The organism is Rhodococcus sp. IEGM 1406 (genome assembly GCF_030056745.1).
Classification (GTDB): domain Bacteria; phylum Actinomycetota; class Actinomycetes; order Mycobacteriales; family Mycobacteriaceae; genus Rhodococcus_F; species Rhodococcus_F erythropolis.
On record NZ_JASHKO010000003.1, the window covers coordinates 327,580 to 353,563 of the forward strand.

Consider the following 25,984-nt stretch of genomic DNA (forward strand, 5'->3'; position numbering starts at 1 on the left):
AGACTCACTACACACACAAAGATCGTGTACGCCCTTCGCGGCGCGATCGCCGTAGTGGTAGCCGTCGCCGCCGCTGTGACAATGGTTCTACGCGGTTCGGGAAACCTCGAGCAGAGCACCGACATCTTCGTCTCTGTTCCAGCCACAGCCGGTCTCATCAGCGGTGAAGCTCCGGTTCGGTACCACGGCGTCAACGTCGGCCGAATCGGCGAAATCGAATCAGGCACCGCCGAATCCGTTGTGCAGTTGCAGATTCAGACCGATGACGCGTCGAAGATTCCCGCCGACGTGGTAGCCCGCGTCGTTCCGCGCACGTTCTTCGGCGACATCTACATGCAGCTCGTGGACAGTCCGAATGGGCAGGGCCAGACGACTCTGTCGGACGGAGACGAGATCCACATGGACGACGGTCCCGAAGCCGTTGCGCTCTACGACGTGTACACCAAATTGGTGGGAGTCCTCACGGCGATGCAGCCCGAGAAGTTGCAGACAGCCCTGACTGCGCTGGGCCAGGCACTCGACGGAAACGGAGCCGAGATCGGTACCACGATAGACAATCTCAGTGCCGCGTCCGGCGTACTGACACCCGCCGCACACCAATTCCTCGAATCGACACCCGAATTCAAGTCGGTCGTCGACGCGTTGGACCGCGCGACCCCCGACATTCTCGATACCTTGGCAGCCGCCACAACCGTCTCGAACAACATGGTCGCCAACAGAGCGAATCTCGAGTCCTCGATCGGCGCGGCCGCAGTCTTCGCCGCTACCGTCGACGATTTTGTCGTGGAGAACAACCGAAACATCATCACTGTGATCGATTCCGCCGGAAAGATACTCGCAACCACCGCGGCCAATCCCGGAGGACTGCGTTCCACCCTCGCCAATGCCAGTACGTTCGGCGCCGCGGGCGCGCGGGTCTTCGCCACCGGTAAGTTCGACATCACAGCAGTTGCCACGTTCGCCGAACCGCTCCCATACACCGGCGATGATTGCCCGCAGTACGGGGACTCGCGCGGCGCGCAGTGTTCAGGCTCCAACCTGACGCCTGCACAACCCGTCAGTGCCCCGGTCGTGGGCGGCGAAGCCGAAGCGGCCACGCTGCGCTACCTCGAAGATCAGCTACTGGGCGGATCGCCGGAACGCTCGGACACCCCCAACCCGGCAACAACACTGATGTTGGGGCCGATGGTCAGAGGCAATGAGGTGACCGTCCCGTGAAGGTCCGTCCTGGCCAGGTAATTCGGTTGTCACTCTTCTGTCTCACCGGCGTCGCTTGTGCGTCGTTCGTGGCGAACACGTTGTCGGTCCCGGTACGCGGAAGCACCGATTCGTATTCGTTCGAGTTCACCGATGTCGAAGGCCTCAACCCGGGTAACCCGGTCACGATGTCCGGTGTGCGTATCGGCCGCGTGGACTCAGTTGCGTTTGCCGACAACGGCGGCGGCACGAGCAAGGCGATCGTCGACGTCGAAATCGAGTCGCAATATTCCCTCGAGTCGGATGTCCGTGCCGCCGTGCGCTACGGCGACATGCTCGGTGCTCGATATCTGGCACTGACGCAGGACGACAGCGCGACAACGGTATCCGCACGACAGCTCGAACCAGGTGACACGATACCGCTGGCGCAGACAACACCGCCGATCAACTTGACGGCACTGATGAACGGGTTCAAACCGTTGTTCGCCGCGCTGCAGCCCGAGCAGGTGAACACGCTCACGCGAAGTTTTGTCGAAACCTTCAACGGCCAGGGCCAGGCGATGACCACCCTCCTCGACCAGATCGCGACCATGAGCTCCGGCCTTGTCGACCGTCAGGACGTCTTCGCACAACTACTCACGAACATGAACACTCTTCTCACCTCCGTCGACGAACGCCAACCCGAATTGGTCGGTCTGCTGGACGGTTTGAACGATCTGAGTACTTCCGTCGTCGGGCAGAACGATCAACTGGTCTCGCTCTTGGATCAGGGAAACCGAACTGTCTCGTCGTTGGCTCAGATCATGGCCGGGTCGAACGGCGCATTCGGTCAGACCGTGCAACAACTCGAAAGTGTCACCGGGAGTTGGATTGCGAGCACCGACGAGTTCAACAGACTTCTCGCCAACCTTCCCCAGTTCGCCGACGCCGCCAACCGGATCGGAAGTTACGGAAGTTTCATCAGCCTGTATCTGTGCAATTTCACTCTGAAGGCAGGCGACATGGAAGCCAACATCTTCGGTCCGACACATTCGCCGGTGTGCTCATGATGTTCCTGGTCAAGCTGATCGACGTGTTCGTCGGCATCATGCTCTTCCTGTTCAAAGGGGATCGCCGTCGCAGCGGTAGCGGCACCGCTCTCGCCCTGGGTAGTCTCGGAATCTTCGTTCTGGTGGTGGGACTCGGCGCCGCCTTGGGCATTCCGAAGCTCTGGTACAACGTACGCACGTCGGCATACACAGCGGAGTTGGCCAATGCCAGCGGGCTTTCCGACACCGATCCGGTTTACGTGGCCGGGGTTCCCGCGGGCCGAGTGGATTCGATCGACCTTGCCGGCGACCACGTCGTCGTCAACTTCCGCTTGGACAAGGACCAGCCTTTGGGAAACCAGAGCACGGCGACTGTCAGGCTCAAGACGGTCCTTGGCAAGCGCTACCTGGAGATCGTGCCGGCCGGAGTCGTCGACGACTCCGATGCGCGGGTCATCCCGCTCTCCCGCACAACCGTGCCGTACAGCCTCGACGACGTCAGCAGTGATGCCACCACTGCGGCCACCGGCGTCGACCTACAGGCGATGGAGTCCATGATGAACACCCTTTCGCAGGTGATTCCAACTGATTCCGATCAGGTGGGCCGGGCTCTGGCCGGAATCAGCGGCGCCTCGGCGGCTTTCGCGCAGAACAGTGAACAGATCGACCAGATTCTCATCATGTCCCGCGAGCTGTCGGACATGGCTGCGGCACAAACCGATTCGATAGTCGGTACTGCGGCCAATGCTCAGACGATCGTTCGTACTCTTGCGATGCGCAAGGACGCACTGACTCAGCTGGTCGACAACCTGACAATCATCATCTCGAAGCTCTCCACCACTTTCGTCGATCGTCAGGACGAGTTCGGCGCCATGACCGACAACCTCGTCGAGGTCACCACCACGCTGAAGAACAACGCAGATCAGATCGACCTGCTGTTGACTCGTCTTCCTTCCGCGCTGCGTTCGGTCACCGATTCCACCGGCACCGGCAATTGGACCGACGTCAACGCGCCGGCCGCCGTGATCCCGGACAATCTGCTCTGCGCGCTCGGCATCATGGAGGGCTGCAAGTGAATACACGAAAAGCCGTCACGGCCATGCTGGTCGTGACCCTGGCGATTGCACTCCCCGGTTGGTACATCTTCGGACGAACAGATCAGTCCAAGACCGTCTACGCCGATTTCAGCTACGTCGGCGGAATCTACGAGGGAAGCAAGGTCACCGTCCTCGGAGTCGGCGTCGGGACGGTCACGTCGGTGGAACCTCGCGGAACTTCTGTTCGAGTGGCGATGTCGATGCCCAACTCCGTGGACCTGCCCGCCGACGCCTCGGCCTATGTCCTCAATCCATCGGTGATCAGCGATCGCCACATCGAACTCGGCCCGGCTTACACCGGCGGAGAGACGCTGAAAGACGGCGACCAGATTCCGATCGAACGTGCCCACTCCCCCATAGATTTCGACGGCTTGATGGGAAGCGTCAGCACTTTGGCCGACGCATTTGCCGGGGATGGGGGCAATCTCGGCGATCTCGTGAGCCGCGGCGCTGCCGGGTGGCAGGGCCAGGGCGATCAATTCAACACCGCAATTCGCAACCTCAGCACGGCAACCGGAGTTGTCGGCGCTCGGTCGGAAGACATCGGTGCCCTTGTCGACAATCTCAACACCTTGATGAATGCTCTGGACGCACGGCAGGTCAGCCTCGACGAACTTGTCGGTGACCTCGGCACATTGGGCGATCAGTGGGCGAACCAGAACATGGACATCTCACAGCCTCTGCAGGATCTGCAGGTGGTCTTCGACCAGTTGAACAGTTTCATGACAACTCACGGCGATGATGTCGGTGCCATAGCCGACAACGTGCGAGTTCTCGGTGACACTCTGGCTGCCAAAGAACCCGGCCTCGCAGAGTTCATGGACCTGGTGCCGTTGATGATGCAGAACCTTTCCCAAACAATCGGTCCTGATCAGCGCGGGCGCATTCGGCTCAACGTCTCGACTGCATTGACTCAGTTCGCGGTTGCGAAACCGCTGTGCGACACCTACAAGTTGCCGATCTGTACCGGAGCCGGGTTCACGAATCCGATTTCCTTCCCCCTCAGCACTTCTGATCCGCTCGGAATCGCCTCCGCGATTTCCGGCGGAGCCGTCCCCGGAGGTGGCAATTGACGCGGCAATCGGTTCGAATAGTCGCCGGTATCGTGATCATCGGTGTGGGTTCTGTGGCCGTGTTCGCCTTCGGCGGCTGTAGCGCAGGCATTCAAGACCTACCCCTGGGTCGTTCGGCCGACGGTGATGCGTACAACGTGGCGCTGCAGCTGGCCGGCGCCGACGGCCTGGTGTTGGGGGCAGACGTCCGCAGCGGCCAGAAAGTCATCGGTCGAGTATCCGCGCTGTCCGCCGACGTCGTCGGAGCCGATGTGACGCTGAGTCTGGACGCCGCGACGCCGTTGCCGAACAACGTCGAAGCATCCGTCGAACTCCCGTCCGCACTGGGCAACCCGTTCATCAGACTATTGGTGCCGGAGGTTCCGTCCGGCTCGATGCTCAGCGACGGCGACACAATTCCGGAGTCTCGCACCGAGATCGGTCCGCAGGTCGAAAGTGCGCTTGCCACGCTCGGTACGGTTCTGACCGGAAGCGGCATCGATCAACTCGATACCGTGGTGCGCGAGCTGAACACCGCGTTTTCCGGGCGCTCCGGTGAAGTTCGTTCTCTGACCGACACCCTGACCTCGCTCATGGCAGAGGCAAGCAGTCACCGCAGCGAGTTCGACGAGGCCGTCGACCTCGCTGCCCGGGTCTCCTCCCAACTGGCCGGCCAACGCGTAGTTGTCGACAACTACCTCGATTCCGTTCCACAGGTGGTGTCGATTCTCGTGGGACAGAAGGATCAGATTGCAAGCCTGTTGAACTCGACCGTTCAGCTCGCCACCAACGCAAACACCATCCTCGACTCGTCACCCGACGGCCTCGACGCGATGCTGCACGATGCGTCGACCGTTGTCGGGACTCTGGATTCGTTCAACTCGGAGATCGGTCAGACACTGGCGAATATGAACGGACTGCTCGAGAACTTCACCAGTGCAGTCCAAGGTGACTACCTCGTTTTCGACGGCGCCCTGGATATTCCGGGAACGATCGACAAGCTCTGGAGCGGCGGGATGGCCGGTCAATCGATCGCACCGGCGGGAACTCTCACCGATCTACTTCAAGGAGGTCTGCGTTGAGTCGCCTTGCGCTTGTTCAACTTGTCCTGTTCGCTCTGATCGCTGCTGTGGTAATCCCTTTCGGAATCGTCTACGTGGTCGGCCCTCAGGGTTTCGGTGGCCAAATCCGGCTGCACGCCAACATGTCCGACGCCTTCGGGCTGACCAAGGGCACGGTCGTCACGTATCGCGGCGTACAGGTGGGGAAAGTGAGTGAAGTCGAACTCGACGCAGGCACCCGCTCGGCTCGGGTGGAACTCTCACTCAACGACAACACCGAGATACCTACCGACAGCGTCGCCAAGGTGACGATGGGGACCGCAGCCGGAATTCAGAATGTCGACATCTATCCCAACACAGACCACGGCCCGTATCTTCGGGACGGCGACGAAATCGCCATGCCCGCGGATCAGCAACCGGTCCAGATGAGCCAGTTGATGCTTCAGGCGTCCGGTGTCCTGGAAGGGATTGATCCGCAAGCGATCAGCGACATCGGGACCGAACTGGGGAATTCGTTCAACGGGCTCGGCCCGAGCTTGGCGACGATGATCGACAACGGTGGGACCATGTCCGCGCAGTTGAACGACCAGTCGACCGAACTCGCCGCGCTGCTGTCGCGAACCTCCACGTTGGTGGACTCCATGGCGACACAATCGGATTCGTTCGTCCGAGGAATGGCGGCTGCCAAGAACTTCACCGAACAACTCGAATCCAACGCTCCGGTGCTGATCTACCTCACCGATCATTCGCCCGCCGCCCTGAACAGCGCTCAACAGTTGTTCGACAAGTACCACAACACTTTCGGAGCGGTCCTGGCCAATCTCGTCACTGTCGCACCGATCATCTCCGACCGCACAGACGCCCTCGAAACCGGGCTTGTCACGATTCCTGAAGGTCTCGCCAAACTGGCATCCATCGTCAAAGGCGATCGCGCCGACTTTGCCTTGGTTGCGACACAGGGGCCGGTCTGTAACTACGACACCCCTAGGCGTGAGGTCGGCGATCTGTCTCCCACCAGTCCAAGTCTGGCGATGTACTGTCCCCCCGCCGACGACCTCGTCCAACGCGGAGCACAGAATGCTCCGCGCCCGAACGACCTCGGATTGCAGAACTCGACGGTCCCCGGTACGCCGATCGGACCGCCCGTCGTCGCAGATCCGATTCTCGTCCCCACCGGAGTCGACGCCCTGAACTACTGGAGATTGATGTTGGAAGGACTGGGAAATGGCACACGGTGACAACGCACTACTCGACGAGGCTGAAGCCGAGGTGGCCGAACATCCGACTTCTCCGTCGCTACTTCGCCGCCTCAAGGAGCCACGCATTGCACTGATCTCACTCATAGCGGTAGCGCTGGTCGCAGCATTGGTGGTGCTCGGATTCCAGATGTACTCGGCGAATCAGGAAGACACGCTGCGGCAGGAGGCTTTGGACACCGCGCGGGATTACTCGACCATCATGTCCTCCTTCGACTATCAGAACCTCGATGCCAACAAAGACAGCATCGCCTCGATGTCGACCGACGAGTTTGCCGGCACCTACCGAACGATGGTCGATTCACTGCGCGAAGTCGTCGCCGGGGGGCAAGGCCAGGCGAGCGCAACGGCGACAGACGTCGGCATCGAATCGCTGGACAATTCGTCGGCCAAGGTGCTCGTGTTCGTCGACCAACAAGCGAAGAATGTCGCAGCGCCAGAGGGAAACACACAGAAGTACCGCATGGTCGTGTCCCTGGTCCGCTCGGACGACCGGTGGCTCGTGAGCAACGTCGAGACCAAGTAACTCACCACGCGCGGAGGAAGATCCATGCCCACTCACTACCTGGATTCGGAAAAGTCCGAGTCGTCTCTTCGGACCGATCAGACACGCATCACCATCACGGCGGAGCGTAGGCGGTGGGCACGTAAACCCGCACACATCACCGACGCACTCGATTTCTGGTCGTTCGCCGGAGCCGCTGCCAACGTCATCCTGCAACTCGGTTGGCCCGAGGTGGCGTACGGCGTCATGGAGAGCAAGGTCGAATCTGGTGCTCTGACAGCGCATCCGTGGAAGCGCGCACGAACCACAACGCAGTACCTGACGGTCGCGATCCTGGGCAACGTGGAAGAGCGAAAGGCCTACCGCGAGGCCGTGAATTCTGTACACCGACATGTGAAGTCGGATGCGAACAGCCCGGTCAAGTACAACGCCTTCAATCGCGAACTCCAATTATGGGTTGCTGCTTGCCTGTTCATCGGTTTCGAAGACAGTCATCAGTTGTTGCACGGCAAGATGTCGGAAGAACAGGCGGAGTCGTTCTATCAGTCCGCATCAACTTTGGGAACGACACTGCAGGTCACCGAAAAGATGTGGCCGGCCACACGCGCAGATTTCGAGCGCTACTGGAACCTCGGTTGCGAACGCGTCGTGATCGACGAACGCACCAAGCAGTATCTGATCGACCTGGTCAATCTACAGATGATCGCTTGGCCGATACGCCTGGTGTTCCGAAACTTGTTGCGGTTCCTGACGGTCGGATTCCTTCCACCGATCTACCGCGACCAACTCGACCTCGAGTGGACCGAAGACGACCGCCGCCGGTTCGAACACCTCTTCATTTTCGTGTCGTTCGTCAACAGGTTCATTCCACGCTCCGTTCGTCAGGCCGGCAACACCATTCAGATGCGCGACATCCGTCGTCGGATCAAGGCGAGCAGGAATCTCGTCTGAGCCAGCAGCGCGTAATTCGTTTTCAATTCTGCTGCCCCACAGGTAAATCGGGGCGGTCGGTCGACAACAGATCGCGGTTCGACACAGCCTCCTGTGTGACCAGAACTGGGGCCGGAAAATCGACAAAACCGGCCGATCGAGCGCCACATACCGACGCCATCAAGACGCTTTTCCAGTGACTTGCATCACACTTTATCTCGATTATGTAACGCCGAGCGAGGTGGCATATCGCCACGCGACCTGGGAAAACACTCTTTGATGCATTTCTGTTGCACAAACATGCGTCGACACGCCGACCCGTGACCAATCCGTAATCATCTCTTATGGTTGGTGACAGCCCGATCAACCGGGCATTACCGAATCGCCACCGCCCGTCCCACCCCGCGGTTCGGACTCGACAACATTCCTAGTGGTGGGAGCGGAGCTGAGACGGTCACCGTCCTCCGTCGGCGGGACTCGAGAGGATTTTTCAAAAATGACCAAGACCACCGTTACCCGTGCCCTTGCCTCTGTCGCCGCAGCCGGAGCCCTCGCAGCCGGAGCCCTCGGACTGAGCGCCGGCACCGCGTCCGCAGCCACCCACGACTGGTCGGGTGTCGCAGAATGCGAATCTTCGGGCAACTGGGCCGCGAACACCGGAAACGGCTACTACGGCGGGCTCCAGTTCAGCCAGAGCACGTGGGAAGCCTACGGCGGAGCCGGCAGTGCCGCCAACGCCAGCCAGGCAGAACAGGTCCGCGTCGCGGAAAACGTCCTTGCCGGTCAGGGTGCCGGCGCATGGCCGGTTTGCGGACAGTACCTCCGCTGAGCCCAGCCCAAGTAGTGCGTCACTGCCCGGTGTTCGTCGAGAATTCGACGGACCCCGGGCAGCGTCGTACTAGCGACCTTCATGCCCCGCCCGATCCAGCCCCTCCGCCGCTGCTGTTGAAAGACATTACGGCGGTACGTGATCCGTCGGGATGACGCGGTGCGAGCGAGGTGTACTGACTCGCCTTCCGATCACGCATCAGCCCTCGGAGAGCCATCCACAATTTTTGGGCCGTCCCTGCCAACCGGTTGTGAGAACTGACCGGCGCAGCCGTAGACGCGTACGGGATGGGCTCCTTGCGCACGTAGTGCTCCATAACCCCAGCGTAGCCGTGTTTCGATGCCGAAATGTTCGATTTCAATCACTACCTCGCATCCCTCACGGCGACCGAACAAATCGATCCGGCGCACTCGACGGCCCATCCTTGACCAGGCGTACAAACCGGTCGGGTAAATCGCGTGGCCCGAACACTTCTCGACCATTGTGTGACAGAAGGCGGTCAACGCTCCACCACTCGAAGTGCTCGACCAGCTCGGCGGCCAGCGCTTCGCGCCCCAACGACCCACAGGGCTCGAATGCGGCCGCCACCGGCACGAGGAAGTAGTCGTTGATCGCACCGTCCCAACCCGGCAATATCGTCGGATCATGGATCTCCTCATGCCACACATGGGTGGCGGCCCCGTAGTCACGCAAGCCGATCTCCTCGTCCAATTCGCGCGCGAGCGCCTCGGGCGGGGTTTCGTCTCCTTCCAAGCCTCCGCCCGGAGGACACCAGACCGTCAGCCCGCCCCCGGGTGCGATGAATCGGTAGAGCAGAAGACGGGACTGGCCGTCAACGACCAATCCCCTGGCCGAGTGCCTCAGGCGCATGAGTGCCACTGTAAGTCAGCAGGTCAGGCCACAACGGCCAACTCCGGCAGTCCGGCAACCACAACCGCGAGGTTGTAACCCGACATCCGCAGTTCGCCGTTGTCCCCGGTTCTCGCGTACTCCGCATGACCGAAAGCCCGCTCGTGCTTGACACCGTCCGGGGTGATCCCCTCGGCCGTGGACAATCGGTGGAACTCGGTGCGTGTCGGATCGCCACCGAAACGGCCGAACCCCGCGATACTGTCGCCTTCCGCTTTCATGACGTAGACGTGGCGGTCGGCGATACCGAGGTCCGACTCCACCTTGGCCCGCACGCCGGGAGAACCGTAGAACACCACGTCGTCGACCGCTGCGCTTGCCCCGCGTTGCAGCGCAAGAGAAGTCGCAAGCGATCCGTAGGAGTGACCCAACGCGGTGATATGGACTCGGTCGTTGACCGACGCAGCACGAAGACCGTGAAAGAAGCTACCCAACGCGTCGGCGGCTATGCCTGCCTTGGACGATCGACTTACGTCGAAGCTGGCCCGACCGATGTCGAACTTTCCCGGCCCGATCACCTGTGGCGCGTCGTATCCGATCCAGGCGATGGTGGCCACGCTCTCCTTTCGGCCGGCCAGCTCGAGTTGGCGCATCGCCTCGGCTCGTAATCGTGTTGCCTCGCCGACCATTCCGCGCATCGAGTCCTTGACGTTGGTGTTCAATCCGGGAATCGTCACGGAGATGTGATCCGCTGTGTCCGGATCACCGATCGCGATTGCCGCGAAGCCGCGTTCACCCGAGCGCATGTCCATGAGCAGTAACCGTCGACAAGGTTCGGCGCGAAACAACTCGTCGAGCGCGTCCAGATCCTCGAGTTTGCGTTCGGCGTACCACTGGCCCGCCCCTGTGTTGCTCAGCCTGCCGCCGAAGAACTCGCGGTGGAGTTCTTGCGAGATTCGGACTGAATCATCTTGCAGCCGTGCTCGTTCCGATTGAATTCGATCGAGATTGGCCGGACTGCGAACCGCAGAAGGAATTCCGTCGAGGTTGGCGATCAGGCCGGGTGCATGACGCAACATCTGACGCTGCCGATCAGGGCTGAACGCTCGCCACTCCTCCCCCACACGCACAGCTTTGTCACGGAGGTCGGTGCCGACCTGAGACCGCAGAGACAACGCATGATGAAGATCCGCGCTGACCAGCAGTGCCTCACCGATCAGTTCTCGCACCGCGACCTCGAGCAACTGGGCATGCACGTGGAGCGGGTGGCCGTCGGCGATGGGCGCAACGGCAGAGACCGTTCCGTCCTGACGAATATGCAAGTCGTCGGCGACGGCCTCTTTGCGCAGCGTATCCAGCCGTCGCCGGATGTCGCGGACACGATGAGCGACCAGAACGCCCTCCAGCCCAGCTGACAGCTGATCCAACGGTTCGACGTCCCATACGTCGATATCTGTGAGATCCACTCGGGTCAGGACGAACGAGCAGCGATCCGCGCCTGTACTTCCGGACGACGCAACGGCGGGACGGTCTGAGGTGGCTGTCTGCGAGGCGGCAATGCGCTGAGCAGGCGCGTCGTCGTTTCGGTCACCTCACGCACCGCCTGTTCGAAGGCGTCTCGGTTCGCGTCGGACACCTTGGCTATTCCACTCACCTTACGTACGTATTGGCGAGAGGCGGCCTCGATCTCCTCGGGCGTAGCAGCGGGCTCGAGTCCACGAAGTTCAGTGATGTTTCGGCACATAATTCGACGATAACCCTGCTCACCGACGCCGTCACGGTTCGATACACCAATGTATCCAAACTGCCACGCAGATCCGGGCATCACGGTAGTTTCAGTGAAATTCCCCCAGTGACTGGAAGTAGCCACTAACTCATGGACTCTGCACTCACCTCCGTCGGCCTACCCGCCGCACTCGCCATCATCATGTTCGGCCTCGGGCTTTCCCTGACGGTCGGAGATTTCGCCCGCGTGGCAAAAGCGCCGAAGGCCGTTTCGATCGCCCTGATCTGTCAGTTGTTGTTGCTCCCGGCCGCGGCCTTCGGATTGGTCACGTTGTTCGACCTCGACCCACTGCTCGCGGTCGGCATGATGCTCCTCGCCGCATCACCGGGCGGCACGACGGCAAACCTGTTCAGCCATCTGTTCCGCGGCGACGTTGCTCTCAATGTGACGCTGACAGCGGTCAATTCGGTGATAGCGGTGGTCACTCTCCCCCTGATCACCAACTTCGCGTTGGGTTACTTCGAACCCGAGGACGCGGACGGCACTCTCGGGCTTCAGTTCACGAAGGTGCTTCAGGTCTTTGCCGTCGTATTGATTCCTGTCGCCCTCGGAATGTGGGTTCGGTTGCGCTCGAGCGCCTTTGCCGAGCGGATGGACAAGCCCGTCCGCATCGGATCCGCGGTGGTTCTGGCACTGGTGATCGTCGGAACGGTTGTTTCCGAGCGCGAGAACATCGCGGACTATCTCGTCGACATCGGCGTCGTCGCTGCCTTGTTCTGCCTACTGAGCCTCTCGATCGGTTACGTCGTTCCCCGGATATTCGGCATCGAGGATCGTCAGGCAATCGCCAGTTCCATGGAAATCGGCATCCACAACAGCACGTTGGCGATCACCATCGCCGTCAGTCTCCTCGGCAACGTGCAATTGGCAGTGCCGGCTGCGGTGTACGGCGTTCTCATGTTTCCGCTCGCCGCTGCCTTCGGCGCAACGATCACCCGCAAGTCACGGACAATGGCCGAAATCGACTAATATCAGGCGGTTTTCGATATAGGTGATCTGGTATCGCCGACCCTACGATCGATACGGACTCAGACCGAAGGGTATCGAAAAATGCTGACCACCACACCTACCGTGCTGGACGAACGCGCCTGGCAAGAGCTAGTCGACGCACTGACCCGTCGCCAATTCTGCATCGGAGCCGGGATGGCAGCAGTAGCAACAATTCTGTCGTCCTGCAGTTCCAGTGACGGTTCGGGTACATCTGACGACACTCAAATGCGCACCGTCACCACACCGTTGGGAACTTACGACATACCGACCAACCCCAAGCGGGTCTTGGCCGTCGACGCCCGCACCGACCTCGAGCTCGCCATTGCCCTGGAACTACCGGTCTTCGGATACAACATCTCGCCCGCCACCGAGTGGGTCCCCGTCGACGGCTCGGCCGAATACCTCAGCGACAAGCCCAATCTGGAGCAGATCCTCGGACTCGCACCCGATCTCATCATCTGCGTCAACGCCGACAACGAGTACTGGCCCGCTGCAAAACTCCAAGCCATCGCTCCTGTCCTGACAACCGAATCGAAGCAGACGTGGCGAGAAAATCTCACGCGACTCTCCGATTGGTTGGGCCGAACCACCACCATGGATCGCCTGATCACCGACTATGACGCTCTGATCACCGACATCCGCTCTCGACACGCTTCGGCGATCGCGGGAAAGACCGTCGCGAGTTTGTCCTACAGTCCGGACAAGGCCACGATCTACATCGACAGCCTGCCTGTGTCGGAGGAAACCGGTAAGAAGAATCGCCAGCCCACCGACATGACGCTCGCCGACATCGGTGGAAGAACATTGAACACAACCGGTTTCGACAATCAGGGGCGACTGAGCATCGAGGAGATGGATCGCCTTCGCGATTGCGACGCGTTCATGGTTTCCGTCACCGACAGCAGCGACACCACCTTCGATCAGCTCTCGGACAACAAGTTGTGGCAACGACTTCCGGCTGTGCAGGCCGGGAACGTCACCGTTCTGCGCGGCAGTACGTACTACGGATCCATCTACACCAACATGTACGTAGCCAAGGGCTGGGACGATCTCTATTCGACGCTCGACTGATCAGACTTGTCCGTGGAAATGCCGGCCGCTCCCACGCGGTCGGCATTTCACGTTTCGAGGTCGATGCCCAACGCTCCGGAGAGGGTCCGCAGACAAATCACTCTCAACTCTTCCTGCGGTATGGAAGGTTGATCGAGCCAGTCGAGGCAGACAGCTCGGACGAATGCGATCCATCCCCGAACTGCGACGGCAGCGATCTGTCTTCTTTCACCCTCGAATTCCAGTGCGTCGAGGATTCGAATCTGCTGCTGTTCGAGTTCCCGTTCGACGATCGCTCGGATACCGGCCTCGGCGGAGAGCGTCCCCACGTTGATGGCGCGTACTCCCCTGCTGTGCGACTTCACGTACGCGAAGTAGGCGTCCAACCCGGCTGCCACCTGTTCGCGCACCGGTAGCGTCGCGTCCGGTGCGGTCACCTCGAGCAGGTGCTGCGATTCGCGCTCGACGATTGCGGCGAAGAAGTCTCGCTTGGTCGGAAAGTAGTGGTACATCAACCCGCGCGAGACGCCCGCAATCTCGGCGACCTCTTCGATCCAGACGTCCTCGTACGAACGATCGGCAAAAAGTTGCGCGCCGATGTCGAGCAACTGCGTGCGCCGCTGCTCTCGGTCCAGGCGTTTTCGTGGTGCGACCATAGACAAGTCAGATTACTACTTGACACCGATTCAGTAAGGCGTACTTTGCGTACTAGACACCAATTCAGTAAGCGATCTCACCCGGGGGACACACCATGAGCGTCGACACCACTCCAGAGGCGACGACCGATGCTCGGATCCCGCATCCGGCATGGCGCCTGCCAGTCCTCGGGGACGTCCTCGGGATCAATATCCGGACGCCGCTGCAGAACTCCGTGAGCATCGGGCGCGAACTCGGCCCGATCTTCGAGAGAAATGTCCTGGGAAATCGCTTCGTCTTCGCCTCGGGCGCGGACATGGTGGCAGAACTGTCCGACGAGTCCCGGTTCGCGAAGCACCTTGCGCCTGGAGTCAAAGCACTCCGCGGAATCGGCGGCGACGGACTGTTCACTGCGTACAACCACGAACCCAACTGGGGCAAGGCGCACAATCTCCTGGCCCCGGCGTTCAGCCAGACTGCGATGCGCTCGTACCACCGCACCATGCTCGACGTGGCCGGAGAGCTGGTCGACCATTGGGACAGTCGTGACAGCGACTCCCCCGTCGACATCTCCGCAGACATGACCAAGCTGACGTTGGAGACCATCGGACGCACTGGATTCAGCTACTCGTTCGACTCTTTCGAGCGTGAAGAGCAGCACCCGTTCGTCAAGGCGATGGTCGGCGCTCTCTCCCATTCACAACGCACGACGTTCTTGAAGTCGACGGCCCTGGGGCGAGTCCTCGCACGTCGGGCCGATCAACGTGACGAGGTCCGCAAGGCGTACATGGCCGAGGTTGTGGACGAGGTGATCCGTGCCCGGCGGACAAGTACCGAACCGGGGCCCGAAGATCTTCTCGAACTGATGCTACGGGCGGCACGCGAAAACGATCCCAACCGTATCGACGAACTGAACATCCGCCATCAGGTCGTGACCTTCCTCGTCGCGGGACACGAAACCACCTCCGGCGCGTTGTCGTTCGCGCTGTACTACCTGTCACGAAACCCTGACGTGCTGGCCAAGGCGCAAGCCGAGGTCGACAAGGTCTGGGAGGGCGAAGAGCCCGCCTTCGAGAAGATCGCGAAACTTCGATACGTACGACGCGTCCTCGACGAATCATTGCGTCTGTGGCCGACCGCTCCCGCCTACGGCCGTGCGGCGCTCGAAGACACCACGCTCGTCGGCAAGTATCCGATGAAGAAGGGCGATTGGATGCTCGTGCTCATCCCGTCACTTCATCGCGATCCCGTGTGGGGCAACGATCCCGAGGCTTTTGATCCGGATCGTTTCCTACCTGCCAACATCAAGGCCAGGCCGGCGCACGTGTACAAGCCGTTCGGAACAGGTGAACGCGCCTGCATCGGAAGACAATTCGCCATTCACGAAGCGGTCCTCGTGTTGGGCACCATCTTGCAGAAATATACGATCGAGGCCGATCCGGACTACGAGTTGAAGGTGGCCGAACGGCTCACCCTGATGCCCGAAGGCTTCAACTTGACGGTCCGCCGACGCTGAGCTCGGCAAACGGCGTCGAGTAAGTCGGTTGAACAGTCCCGAATGCGGTAATCCCTGGGGTGGCAGCAGCGAGCACCGGCGCACCCTGGGAGTTCACATGACAAAGAGGCCTGCAGTTGGAATCGTCTTGCTCTCGGCGGCATTGGCCACGGGAGCTTGCTCGGCAAGCGTCGGGACGCCGCAAGTGGACAAGTCCGAAGTCGCAAGTCAGATCTCCACTCAACTCGCCGAGAAGATCGGCGAGCCACCTGACGACGTGACGTGTCCGGAGAACCTCGACGCAGAAGTCGGCGCATCGATCACGTGCATCCTGACCGAGCAGGGCACCGAATACGACGTCACAGCTACCGTGACCAGCGTTGACGGTGAAAGTGCGAACTTCGACATCAAGGTTGCGGATGCGCCGAACAACTAACTGCTGTGCGCCTTTATTAACCGCCGGCGGTTAATAAAGGCGCACAGCAGGGCATCAGAGCCGCTCGATAATCGTCGCGTTTGCGGTGCCGCCACCTTCACAGATGGTCAGCAGGCCGTAACGACCGCCCGTGCGCTCGAGTTCGTTGAGCAGGGTTGCCATCAGCTTGGTGCCAGTCGCGCCGAGCGGGTGACCGAGTGCGATCGCGCCGCCGTTGACGTTGACCTTGGCCGGATCTGCGCCGATTTCCTTGATCCAGGCCAGGACGACCGGTGCAAAAGCTTCGTTGATCTCGACGATGTCGATGTCCTCGATGCTCAGACCGGCCTTCGCGAGAGCATGCTTCGTGGCCGGAATCGGCGCACTGAGCATGAAGATCGGGTCGTCGCCGCGAGCGCTGAGGTGATGAATCCGGGCGCGGGGCTTGAGGTTGTACTTCTCCACCGCTTCCGCCGACGCCAGCAGCAGCGCACTCGCACCGTCGGAGATCTGGCTGGCCACCGCTGCGGTCATGCGGCCGTCTTCGACGAGAACCTTGAGCGTCGCCATCTTTTCGAGGCTGGTCTCGCGGGGTCCTTCGTCGACGGTCGCGTCGCCCATGGCAACGATCTCGTTGTCGAAGCGACCCGCGGCGATTGCAGCCTTGGCGCGCTCATGGCTCTGCAGGGCCCACTTCTCGAGCTCTTCGCGGCTGATGTCCCACTTCTCGGCGATCATTTCGGCGCCCTTGAACTGCGAGACTTCCTGGTCACCGTAGCGCTCGGTCCAACCGACCGAACCCGAAGTCGGCGTGTCGAATCCGTACTGCTGACCGACGATCATCGCTGCCGAGATCGGAATCTGGCTCATGTTCTGAACGCCGCCGGCAACGATCAGATCCGCGGTGCCCGACAGGATGGCCTGAGCGCCGAAGTGCACTGCCTGCTGGCTCGAACCGCACTGACGGTCAACGGTCACCCCGGGAACGTGCTCCGGGAATCCCGCTGCGAGCCAGGACATACGGGCGATGTTGCCGGCCTGGCCGCCGATGGCGTCGACGCAACCGAAGATCACGTCGTCGACGTCACTGGGGTCGATACCGGTGCGCTCGACCAGTGCCTTGACGACGTGCGCACCGAGATCGATGGGGTGCACGCCGGACAGCGCGCCACCCCTCTTGCCGATCGGTGTGCGAATGGCGTCGACGATGTAAACCTCGGACATAGCGTTAGCTCCTAGTTTCGTTGTGCAGCAATAGTTCTTGAAGTTGATTCAGCAATAGCTTCTGAAGTTGTGGCCGGATCGGAGAGCCCGTCGAGCACGATCGCGAGATATTGAGCCGCGACGGCGTGAGCCGACAGGGATCCACCCGGGCGGTACCAGCGAACCGCGACCCACACGGTGTCTCGCATGAATCGGAAGACCAACTCGACGTCGATGTCGGAACGGAAGGTCCCGTCCGCGACGCCGGCTTCGAGGACGCCGACCCACAGGTCCCGGAATTCGGTGTTGCGCTCGGCCAGGTAAGCGAAGCGCTCGTTCCCGACGAGGTGCTTGACCTCGTCCTGGTAGATCGCCACAGCCGAATGTGAGGCGTCGATGGCCTCGTAGGAGGTCACCACCAGCGCTTCGAGCGTCGCGCGACTGTCCAACCCCGCCGCGACGATCTCGCGGTATTTTCCGAAGAGTTCGTCGAGGAACTGGTGCAGGATCTCGTCGACCATCGACTCTTTGGAATCGAAATGGTGATACAAGCTGCCGGACAGTATCCCGGCGGCGTCGGCGATGTCGCGGACGGTCGTCGCGCGCACTCCGCGATCGGCGAACAGCCCCGCCGCGATCTCGAGCAGCTCGTCGCGGCGCCCGGACTTGCCGTTTGATTCGTCGGAATTTCGAGGTGGCGTCATGTATTCAATCCTATCCAGGGCCTTCCCCTGTGCGCGGTCAGCGAGTCCGGGGACTCCTTAACCGCGCACGGGGACGCTAGGCCCTCTGCGAAGAAACGGAGACGATCTCGCCGGTCATGTAGGTGGAGTAATCGCTGGCGAGCATCGCGATGACCGTTGCGATCTCCCAGACCTCCGCGGCGCGGCCGTAGGCCTCACCGGAAGCCAACTGGTCGAGCAGTTCCTCACTGGTGACCTTCGCCAAAAACGCGTGACGCGCGATGGAGGGCGAGACCGCGTTGATACGGACCCCGTACTCCGCGGCTTCGATAGCGCTGCACCGAGTCAGTGCCATGACGCCCGCCTTGGCTGCGGCGTAGTGAGCCTGGGAATGCTGCGCCCGCCAACCGAGAACGGACGCGTTGTTCACCAGAACACCGCCGTGGGGAACGCTCTTGAAGTACCGCAGCGCGGCACGCGTCGAACGGAAGGTGCTGTTGAGGGTGATGTCGAGAACGCGATCCCACTGATCGTCCGTCATGTCGACGACGGGTGTCTCGCCGCCCAGGCCCGCGTTGTTGACGACGATGTCGATGCGTCCCAACTTCTCGGCCGCGCCGACGAACAACGCGTCGACCTGCTCGGTGCTGGAGACGTCGCAGATGATGGACTCGACCTGCTGGCCGGGAAACTCGGCCTTCAGCTTCTCCACCGTCTCGCCGAGCCGACGCTCGTGGAAGTCGGAGACGAGAACGTCGCCGCCCTCGAGAAGCACCCGGCGCGCGGTAGAGAAGCCGATGCCGGTTCCGGCTGCGGCGGTGATGATCGCCTTCTTGCCCGCGAGCAGTCCGTGGCCCGGGGTTTCCTCGGGCGCAACGGAAAGCGGGGACGCGGCTTTGGTGTCAGACATTAACGAGCCTCTCGGGGAAGACCGAGCACGCGCTCGGAAATGATGTTGCGCTGAATTTCGTTGGAGCCGCCGTAAATCGTGTCGGCGCGGGTGAAGAGGAAGAGGCGCTGCCACTCGTCGAGTTCGAGATGCTCGGGATCGGTGATGTCCGAGGCATTGCCTTCGGAATCCGCCCACGGTGCAACCAACGACGACGCACCCTGCACGTCCATCGCCAGCTGTCCCAGGTCACGATGCCAGTTGGCCCACAACAGTTTTGCGACGGACGCTTCGCCGCCACCGGTTCCGGCGTCGACCGCGTCGAGAGTACGCATCGCGTGGGCGCGCATCACACGCAGTCCGACCCAGGCACGAGCGATCTTCTCGCGAATGTGCGGATCCTGGTCACTGCCATTGGCCTTCGCCAGGTCGACGACGCCCTGGAGCTCGCGAGCGAATCCGATCTGCTGTCCGAGCGTCGATACCCCGCGCTCGAAGGTGAGCAGCCCCATCGCGATCTTCCAGCCCTCGCCAGGTTCCCCCACCACCAGATCGGCGTCGGTGACGGCGTCGTCGAAGAAGACCTCGTTGAACTCCGACGTACCGGTGAGCTGCTGGATGGGCCGAACTGTCACACCAGGCTGATCCAACGGGACCAGCAGGAAGCTCAAGCCCTGATGACGCTTGGAGCCCACCTCGGTGCGGCAGACCACGAAGCACCACTGCGCGACGTGAGCCAGTGAGGTCCACACCTTCTGGCCGTTGATGATCCACTTGCCGTCTTCGAGGCGTGCGGTGGTGGAGACGTTCGCGAGGTCTGAACCGGCGCCAGGCTCGGAGTAGCCCTGCGACCACAGTTCGCTGACCGTGTTGATTCCAGGAAGGAATCGGCGCTTCTGCTCGTCGGTTCCGTACGCGATCAGCGTCGGGCCGAGCAACTCTTCACCGATGTGGCTGACGCGAGCGGGCGCACCGGCCTTCGCGTACTCCTGATGGAAGATGACCTGCTGAGAGATGCTTGCTCCCCGCCCGCCGAACTCCTTCGGCCACCCGAGGCACGTCCATCCTGCGGCTGCGAGGTGCTTGTCCCACTCGAGTCGTTGCTCGAAGAACTCGTGCTCACTGCCGGGGCCGCCCTTACCCTTGAGCTGGGCAAATTTGCCCGTCAAGTTCTCGGCCAACCACTGCGCGACCGTGGCCGCAAACTCGTCGTCCGTCATCTGCCCGTCCGGGCTCTCGCTCTGGTCCACATATGTAAGATAACCTACCAAGCACTTGCTAGGTAGCGTGTCAGGTAGGAGTCCAGTGACCGAACAACCGAGAACCATCCCATCAGCCCTCATCCGGGCCGCCGAGGAGTTCGGTGAGCGCGCGGCTATCGCCGATGGCGACACCCGACTGACCTTCGCACAGCTACATCAACGTGTCCGCGATTTCGCCGGCGCGCTGATCAACCGTGGGGTGAAGGCAGGCGATCGCGTCGTCATCTGGTCGCCCAACACGTACCACTGGGTGATCGCCCTGCTCGGCGCTCAATATGCCGGCGCGGCCATCATCCCGATCAACACTCGATACACCGGCACCGAAGCTCTCGACATCATCGAGCGCGTCGACGCCGCGGCCTTGGTGGTCGTCGGCACGTTCCTCAAGGCCGATCGCTATCAGCAGTTGCTCGACGCCAACCCGGACCTGTCGATCCCGACCGTCATCCAGGTACCGATCGACGGGGACGACGACCGTGACGGCGTCATCGAGTTCGAGGACTTCCTCGCGCTCGCCACCGACGCCGCCCGCACCGAAGCCGATGCGCGTGCTGCGAAGGTGCAGCCAGACGACGTCAGCGACATCCTCTTCACCTCCGGCACCACAGGACGCAGCAAGGGTGCGATCACCGCGCATCGTCAGTCCATTGCTGTCGCCAAGTCGTGGGGTGAATGCGCCGAGGTCACCGCCGACGACAACTTCCTCATCATCAGCCCGTTCTTCCACACCTTCGGGTACAAGGCCGGAATCCTGGTCTGCCTGCTGAACGGCGCGACGATCGTGCCGGTGTCCGTCTTCAACATCGACGACACTCTTGCCCTGGTCAACAGCGAAAAGATCAGCATCCTGCCTGGCGCCCCGACGATCTACCAGACCATTCTCGATCACCCCCGCCGCAGCGAATACGACCTGTCCTCGCTCCGCATCGCGATCACTGGCGCAGCACCCGTTCCGGTTGCTCTCGTCGAGCGCATGCAGGCAGAGCTTTTCGACGCCGTCCTCACGGCATACGGTCTGACCGAGGCAGTGGTCGCGACCATGTGCCGCACCGACGACGACCCGGTCACCGTCTCCACCAGTTCCGGCCGCGCGACAGCCGATTTCGAGGTCAAGATCGGCGACCAGGGTGAGATCCTGCTTCGTGGACCGAACGTCATGCTCGGATACCTCGACGACCCCGAATCCACCGCCAAGGCAATCGACGCCGACGGCTGGTTGCACACCGGAGACGTCGGAACCCTCGACGAGCGTGGCTATCTCGACATCACCGACCGCCTGAAAGACATGTACGTCAGCGGCGGATTCAACGTCTACCCCGCCGAGATCGAGGGCATGTTGGCTCGCCTGCCCGGCGTCCACGAGTCTGCTGCCATCGGCATCCCCGATCACCGAATGGGAGAGGTGGGCCGCGTCTACATCGCCCAACTCGACGGTGCCGGCCTCACCGAAGAGTCGGTGATCGCCTTCCTCAAGGAGAAGATCGCAGGCTTCAAGGTGCCCCGCGAGGTGCGCTTCGTAGATCACCTGCCCCGTAACCCCTCGGGCAAGGTCCTCAAAACGGTTCTGCGCGAGGAACAATCATGACCGTTCCCTTCGAAGCCGACGTCGTGATCTACGAGGTTCGTGACTCGGTCGCCGTCGTGACCTTGAATCGACCCGACTACCGCAACGCCCAGAACTCGGTGGTCACGTACGCCCTCGACGCGGCATTCCAGCGCGCCGTCGAGGACGACGACGTGAAAGTGATCGTCCTGGCAGGCAACGGACCTCACTTCAGCGCCGGACACGACCTGGGAACTCCGGGACGCGACCATCACGTCGAGTACGAGAACAAGGCCACCATGTGGTGGGATCACGTCGACAAGCCAGGCGGTGACCAGCGTTTCGCCCGCGAGATGGAGGTCTACCTGGGCATGTGCCGCCGTTGGCGGGAGATCCCCAAGCCCACCATCGCGATGGTGCAAGGCGCCTGCATTGCCGGCGGGCTCATGCTCGCCTGGGTCTGCGACATGATCGTCGCGGCCGACGACGCCTTCTTCTCCGATCCCGTTGTCCGCATGGGCATCCCCGGCGTCGAATACTTCGCGCACCCGTGGATGGTCGGTTCACGTTTCGCGAAGGAAATGCTCTTCACCGGCGATCGGTTCACCGCGCAACGCGCCTACGAAATCGGCATGGTCAATCGCGTCGTCGCCCGCAAGGATCTCGAGAAGGAGACGTTCGAGCTCGCCGGACGTATCGCCGAGATGCCGCGCTTCGGACTGGCTTTGACCAAAAAGGCCGTCAACCAGTGCGAGGATCAGATGGGGATGCGCAACGGCATCGACTCCGTCTTCGGTCTGCATCACTTCGCTCACGCTCACAACGCCGAGGTCGGCAAAGACTCGCTTGGTGGTCTCGACGCCAAAGCCATGGCTGCCAGTGCTCGCGCACCGCAGGAAGGAACAAACTAGTGGATCTCGTATTCGACGACGCCACAACCGCATTCCGTGACGAGGTCCGCTCGTTCCTGGAGGCGAATGTGCCCGCCACTCCCCTGAAGTCGATGGATACCGCCGAAGGCTTCGAAGAGCATCGTCAGTGGGAGCACACTCTCGCCGACGCCGGCTACGCCGTCGTCTCCTGGCCCAAGGAACTCGGCGGACGTGATGCGTCCCTGCTCGAATGGGTCATCTTCGAGGAGGAGTACTACCGCTCGGGCGCACCCGGGCGCGTAAGCCAGAACGGCATCTTCTTGTTGGCTCCCACACTGTTCGAGCATGCAAATGCCGAGCAGTTGGCTCGCATCATGCCGCGCATGGCTCGTGCCGACGACATCTGGGCCCAGGCCTGGTCCGAGCCCGAATCCGGTTCCGACCTCGCGAGCCTGCGTTCGAGTGCGAAGAAGGTCGACGGGGGCTGGCTGCTCAACGGTCAGAAGACGTGGAGCTCACGCGCAAGCTACGCCGACTGGGGCTTCGGCTTGTTCCGCTCCGATCCGGATGCGCAGCGCCACAAGGGCATCACGTATTTCATGTTCGACCTGCGCTCGAAGGGCGTCACCGTTCGCCCGATCGATCAACTCGACGGCGAGCCCGGCTTCGCCGAGATCTTCCTCGAAGACGTCTTCGTGCCGGACGACCCGGCCAACCCCGGTGAGTCGGGTGTGATCGGCAACGTCAACGAAGGTTGGCGCGTCGCGATGAGCACCGCGAGCAACGAGCGTGGCCTCTCGCTGCGCAGCCCCGGCCGCTTCCTCGCCACCGTCGACCGACTGCTCGAGCTGTACAAGTCCAGCGGACGAACCGACGACAGCGCTCTGCGTAACCAGGTTGCCGACGCCTGGATCGGCGCTCGCGCCTACCAGCTCAACACATTCGGTACCGTCACCCGTCTCGCCGACGGTGGACAACTCGGCGCCGAGTCCTCGATCAACAAGGTCTTCTGGTCTGAGTGGGATATCGCCACCCACGAGACTGCTCTCGAACTGCAGGGCCCTGAAGCCGAGCTGGCCGACAACTGGATGGACGGATACCTGTTCTCCCTGTCCGGCCCGATCTACGCAGGCACCAACGAGATTCAGAAAAACGTCATCGCTGAGCGTCTGCTCGGCCTACCGAAGGCGGACCGATGAGATTCGCGCTCGACTCCTCCCACCAGGACTTCGCTGCAAGCATCGATGCACTGCTGACCAAGTCCGACATGCCCTCCGTCATCCGTTCGTGGAACGACGGTGACACCGAGCCGGGCAAGAAGCTCTGGCAGCGCCTTGCCGAGACCGGCGTCAACGGCCTCGTCATCTCCGAAGAACACGACGGACTCGGCGCCGACGCCGTGGACCTGGTCGTTGCACTCGAACAGCTCGGTCGGCACGCAGTACCCGGACCGGTCGTCGAGACCATCGCAGTAGCACCGACGCTCCTGGCTTCCGTTGCACCGGAACGTCTCTCTGCTCTCGCCGAGGGTTCGCTGGCAACCGTCGCCGCTCCCCCGCGCACACCGTTCGCGCTCGACGCCAATGCGGTCGATCTGGTTCTACTCGCGCAGGACGGCACCGTCTCACTCGGCGTCCCTGGCGAAGCCAAGGCATCGGTGGATCTCTCCCGCAAGCTCTACGAAGTTTCCGCCGGCGAATCGCTGGGCTCCGCCGACTTCTCCGCAGCCTTCGACATGGGCGCTCTTGCCACTGCCGCGCAGTTGCAAGGTCTCGGCCAGACACTGCTCGAGGTCACCACCGAATACGCGAAGCAGCGCAAGCAGTTCGGCAAGGTCATCGGACAGTTCCAGGCAATGAAGCACCACCTGGCAGAAGTTGCGGTTTCGCTCGAAATGGCTCGCCCCCTGCTCCACGGTGCCGCTCTGTCGGTTCGCGATCAGTCGGCCGACGCCTCGCGTGACATTTCTGCCGCCAAGGTCGCGTGCGGGGATGCTGCTTACAAGGCCGCCCGCGTCGGACTCCAGGTTCACGGCGCCATCGGCTACACGATGGAACACGATCTCTCACTGTGGCTCACCAAGGTACGAGCATTGCTCACCGCCTGGGGCACACCGTCCGAGCATCGTGCGCGCGTCGTCGAAGCGCTGGTTGCATCATGAGCATCGACACCGAAGACCAGGCAGCACTACGTGCGTCGGTACGCGATCTCCTGAGCAAGCATTCCGACTCCGCTGCCGTCCGCGCTGCCATCACCACCGAGATCGGCTACGACGCCGCGTTGTGGAGCAAGCTGTGCGAGCAGATCGGCGTCGCCGCGCTGGCGATTCCGGAGGAGTTCGACGGCGTCGGAGCAGGTTTGGGCGAAGTACATGTGGTCCAGGAGGAACTGGGCCGCACGCTGACCCCCTCACCGATGCTGGGTTCGGCGATTCTTGCCGCACAGGCACTGCTGCTTTCCGGTGACAACGACGCATGCTCGCGACTGCTGCCCGGTGTCGCGTCCGGAGAGAGCACGCTCGCCCTGTGCTGGGCAGGGGCTGCGGGTTGGAGCACCTTCGGCGTCGAGGCAACCGAGGATGCGTTGACCGGCACGGCGTCGTACGTCCTCGACGGACACGTCGCTGACACCCTGCTCGTTCTCACGGCCGACGGCTTCTACGAAGTGGATCCCGCGGCCGAGGGCGTCTCCCGCCGACGCGTCCCCACCATGGATCCGACGCGAACGCTGGCGGAGGTCACGTTCTCCGGTGTTCGTGGTCGGCCACTGGAGTGGTCCGAAGATCTGGTCGATCGCATTCGAACCGTCGTTCTGATCGCGTTGTCAGCTGAACAGGTCGGAGCGGCCGCAGCGATCGTCGAACAGACCGTGGAATACACCAAGTCGCGCAAGCAGTTCGGTCGCGCGATCGGTTCTTTCCAAGCCCTCAAGCACCGGATGGCCGACATGTACACGTTGGTCGAGACGGCGCGGTCGATGACGTACGCCGCCGTGGCGACGCAGTCGGCCGACGACGCGGCGGTTGCAAAGGTCTACTGCTCGGAAGCCTTGCAGCAGATCACCTCCGAAGCAGTTCAGTTGCACGGCGGAATCGCAATCACCTGGGAGCACGACGCTCAGCTGTACTTCAAGCGTGCACACGGCAGCGCTCAGCTCTTCGGACAGCCGAGCACCTACCTGCCGAGCCTCGCTCAGGCCGCGGGTCTCTAAGACACATCGGTGCTTGTTCGCTCGCAATCCCGGGCGAACAAGCACCGATGCTGCCCAGTCAGTGGAATGAACCGCAGATTTATGCGGCTGGATCACGCAGAATCGGTCACCAGACAGCTGTCCATCTCACAGACCGGAGTTTTCTC

General features: G+C 61.9%; 25 protein-coding genes and 1 pseudogene. 18 read left to right on the plus strand and 8 right to left on the minus strand.

Going from position 1 to position 25,984, the window contains the following annotated elements; all coding sequences use genetic code 11:
- Nucleotides 1-24 precede the first annotated feature (24 nt).
- From QM596_RS17180 to QM596_RS17220, 9 genes and pseudogenes are all read left to right on the plus strand, one after another.
- Nucleotides 25-1,218 (plus strand): MCE family protein, encoded by a 1,194-nt coding sequence (locus QM596_RS17180; RefSeq protein ID WP_283309535.1) that lies wholly within the window; start codon nucleotides 25-27, stop codon nucleotides 1,216-1,218.
- Nucleotides 1,215-2,246, plus strand: a complete 1,032-nt coding sequence (locus QM596_RS17185) for an MCE family protein (RefSeq protein WP_020968483.1) — start codon at nucleotides 1,215-1,217, stop codon at nucleotides 2,244-2,246. Before QM596_RS17180 ends, QM596_RS17185 begins: the two co-directional genes overlap by 4 nt.
- Nucleotides 2,246-3,301 (plus strand): MCE family protein, encoded by a 1,056-nt coding sequence (locus QM596_RS17190; protein ID WP_029537558.1) that lies wholly within the window; start codon nucleotides 2,246-2,248, stop codon nucleotides 3,299-3,301. The genes QM596_RS17185 and QM596_RS17190 overlap by 1 nt, the downstream gene beginning before the upstream one ends.
- On the plus strand, nucleotides 3,298-4,395 hold the full coding sequence (locus tag QM596_RS17195; protein ID WP_081329073.1) for an MCE family protein: 1,098 nt from the start codon (nucleotides 3,298-3,300) through the stop codon (nucleotides 4,393-4,395). The genes QM596_RS17190 and QM596_RS17195 overlap by 4 nt, the downstream gene beginning before the upstream one ends.
- Entirely contained in the window at nucleotides 4,392-5,456 is a 1,065-nt protein-coding gene (locus tag QM596_RS17200; protein WP_283309538.1) for an MCE family protein, read from the plus strand. The genes QM596_RS17195 and QM596_RS17200 overlap by 4 nt, the downstream gene beginning before the upstream one ends.
- Nucleotides 5,453-6,673 carry an MlaD family protein gene (locus QM596_RS17205; protein ID WP_047890353.1) on the plus strand — a complete coding sequence of 407 codons (1,221 nt, stop codon included), beginning with the start codon at nucleotides 5,453-5,455 and terminating at the stop codon, nucleotides 6,671-6,673. The genes QM596_RS17200 and QM596_RS17205 overlap by 4 nt, the downstream gene beginning before the upstream one ends.
- Nucleotides 6,660-7,217: an Rv1363c family protein gene (locus tag QM596_RS17210; RefSeq protein WP_269577623.1), complete on the plus strand. Its 558-nt coding sequence runs from the start codon at nucleotides 6,660-6,662 to the stop codon at nucleotides 7,215-7,217. The genes QM596_RS17205 and QM596_RS17210 overlap by 14 nt, the downstream gene beginning before the upstream one ends.
- 24 nt (nucleotides 7,218-7,241) lie before the next feature.
- Complete coding sequence (locus tag QM596_RS17215; protein WP_283309540.1) at nucleotides 7,242-8,147, plus strand: oxygenase MpaB family protein; 906 nt, start codon at nucleotides 7,242-7,244, stop codon at nucleotides 8,145-8,147.
- Between the two features lie 475 nt (nucleotides 8,148-8,622).
- Nucleotides 8,623-8,949: pseudogene (locus tag QM596_RS17220) on the plus strand (transglycosylase family protein); the annotation flags it as partial.
- Nucleotides 8,950-9,333: 384 nt separating this feature from the next.
- Here QM596_RS17220 and QM596_RS17225 read toward each other — a convergent pair.
- The 3 genes from QM596_RS17225 to QM596_RS17235 are packed head-to-tail and all read right to left on the minus strand — an operon-like array spanning nucleotide 9,334 to nucleotide 11,548.
- On the minus strand, nucleotides 9,334-9,825 hold the full coding sequence (locus QM596_RS17225) for an NUDIX domain-containing protein (protein ID WP_283309542.1): 492 nt from the start codon (nucleotides 9,823-9,825) through the stop codon (nucleotides 9,334-9,336).
- Nucleotides 9,826-9,848: 23 nt separating this feature from the next.
- Complete coding sequence (locus QM596_RS17230; protein ID WP_029254493.1) at nucleotides 9,849-11,270, minus strand: alpha/beta hydrolase; 1,422 nt, start codon at nucleotides 11,268-11,270, stop codon at nucleotides 9,849-9,851.
- A gap of 5 nt (nucleotides 11,271-11,275) precedes the next feature.
- A complete protein-coding gene (locus tag QM596_RS17235; protein WP_003945457.1) occupies nucleotides 11,276-11,548 on the minus strand; it encodes a DUF2277 domain-containing protein in 273 nt (90 codons plus the stop codon).
- Between the two features lie 132 nt (nucleotides 11,549-11,680).
- On the opposite strand from QM596_RS17235, the gene QM596_RS17240 reads away from it, so the two are divergent.
- Nucleotides 11,681-12,559, plus strand: a complete 879-nt coding sequence (locus QM596_RS17240) for a bile acid:sodium symporter family protein (RefSeq protein ID WP_029254492.1) — start codon at nucleotides 11,681-11,683, stop codon at nucleotides 12,557-12,559.
- An 81-nt stretch (nucleotides 12,560-12,640) separates the two neighbouring features.
- A complete protein-coding gene (locus tag QM596_RS17245; protein WP_283309545.1) occupies nucleotides 12,641-13,651 on the plus strand; it encodes an ABC transporter substrate-binding protein in 1,011 nt (336 codons plus the stop codon).
- A 47-nt stretch (nucleotides 13,652-13,698) separates the two neighbouring features.
- On the opposite strand, the gene QM596_RS17250 is transcribed toward QM596_RS17245, so the two are convergent.
- Nucleotides 13,699-14,286 (minus strand): TetR/AcrR family transcriptional regulator, encoded by a 588-nt coding sequence (locus QM596_RS17250; protein ID WP_020906279.1) that lies wholly within the window; start codon nucleotides 14,284-14,286, stop codon nucleotides 13,699-13,701.
- A gap of 95 nt (nucleotides 14,287-14,381) precedes the next feature.
- Here QM596_RS17250 and QM596_RS17255 point away from each other — a divergent pair, with 95 nt between their 5' ends.
- Nucleotides 14,382-15,782: a cytochrome P450 gene (locus tag QM596_RS17255; RefSeq protein WP_029254490.1), complete on the plus strand. Its 1,401-nt coding sequence runs from the start codon at nucleotides 14,382-14,384 to the stop codon at nucleotides 15,780-15,782.
- A gap of 97 nt (nucleotides 15,783-15,879) precedes the next feature.
- Nucleotides 15,880-16,197, plus strand: a complete 318-nt coding sequence (locus QM596_RS17260; protein WP_073512010.1) for a DUF4333 domain-containing protein — start codon at nucleotides 15,880-15,882, stop codon at nucleotides 16,195-16,197.
- 54 nt (nucleotides 16,198-16,251) lie between these two features.
- Here QM596_RS17260 and QM596_RS17265 read toward each other — a convergent pair whose 3' ends face one another.
- The 4 genes from QM596_RS17265 to QM596_RS17280 all read right to left on the minus strand — a co-directional run bounded on the left by QM596_RS17265 (nucleotide 16,252) and on the right by QM596_RS17280 (nucleotide 20,201).
- Nucleotides 16,252-17,400 (minus strand): acetyl-CoA C-acetyltransferase, encoded by a 1,149-nt coding sequence (locus tag QM596_RS17265; RefSeq protein WP_003945727.1) that lies wholly within the window; start codon nucleotides 17,398-17,400, stop codon nucleotides 16,252-16,254.
- A gap of 11 nt (nucleotides 17,401-17,411) precedes the next feature.
- Nucleotides 17,412-18,083, minus strand: a complete 672-nt coding sequence (locus QM596_RS17270) for a TetR/AcrR family transcriptional regulator (protein WP_020968472.1) — start codon at nucleotides 18,081-18,083, stop codon at nucleotides 17,412-17,414.
- Between the two features lie 76 nt (nucleotides 18,084-18,159).
- Nucleotides 18,160-18,972 (minus strand): SDR family oxidoreductase, encoded by an 813-nt coding sequence (locus QM596_RS17275; RefSeq protein WP_003945582.1) that lies wholly within the window; start codon nucleotides 18,970-18,972, stop codon nucleotides 18,160-18,162.
- Complete coding sequence (locus tag QM596_RS17280) at nucleotides 18,972-20,201, minus strand: acyl-CoA dehydrogenase family protein (RefSeq protein WP_019746947.1); 1,230 nt, start codon at nucleotides 20,199-20,201, stop codon at nucleotides 18,972-18,974. Before QM596_RS17280 ends, QM596_RS17275 begins: the two co-directional genes overlap by 1 nt.
- Nucleotides 20,202-20,256: 55 nt before the next feature.
- Between QM596_RS17280 and QM596_RS17285 the strand changes: the two genes are divergently transcribed.
- The 5 genes from QM596_RS17285 to QM596_RS17305 are packed head-to-tail and all read left to right on the plus strand — an operon-like array spanning nucleotide 20,257 to nucleotide 25,838.
- The gene (locus QM596_RS17285) at nucleotides 20,257-21,798 is read left to right on the plus strand and encodes a FadD3 family acyl-CoA ligase (protein WP_019746946.1); all 1,542 of its coding nucleotides are present in this window, start codon (nucleotides 20,257-20,259) and stop codon (nucleotides 21,796-21,798) included.
- Complete coding sequence (locus QM596_RS17290; RefSeq protein ID WP_283309546.1) at nucleotides 21,795-22,667, plus strand: enoyl-CoA hydratase; 873 nt, start codon at nucleotides 21,795-21,797, stop codon at nucleotides 22,665-22,667. Before QM596_RS17285 ends, QM596_RS17290 begins: the two co-directional genes overlap by 4 nt.
- Nucleotides 22,667-23,827, plus strand: a complete 1,161-nt coding sequence (locus QM596_RS17295) for an acyl-CoA dehydrogenase family protein (protein WP_007734181.1) — start codon at nucleotides 22,667-22,669, stop codon at nucleotides 23,825-23,827. Before QM596_RS17290 ends, QM596_RS17295 begins: the two co-directional genes overlap by 1 nt.
- Nucleotides 23,824-24,789, plus strand: coding sequence for an acyl-CoA dehydrogenase family protein (locus QM596_RS17300; RefSeq protein ID WP_020906274.1), 966 nt, complete (start codon nucleotides 23,824-23,826; stop codon nucleotides 24,787-24,789). The genes QM596_RS17295 and QM596_RS17300 overlap by 4 nt, the downstream gene beginning before the upstream one ends.
- Nucleotides 24,786-25,838 (plus strand): acyl-CoA dehydrogenase family protein, encoded by a 1,053-nt coding sequence (locus QM596_RS17305; RefSeq protein ID WP_003945931.1) that lies wholly within the window; start codon nucleotides 24,786-24,788, stop codon nucleotides 25,836-25,838. The genes QM596_RS17300 and QM596_RS17305 overlap by 4 nt, the downstream gene beginning before the upstream one ends.
- Nucleotides 25,839-25,984 lie beyond the last annotated feature (146 nt).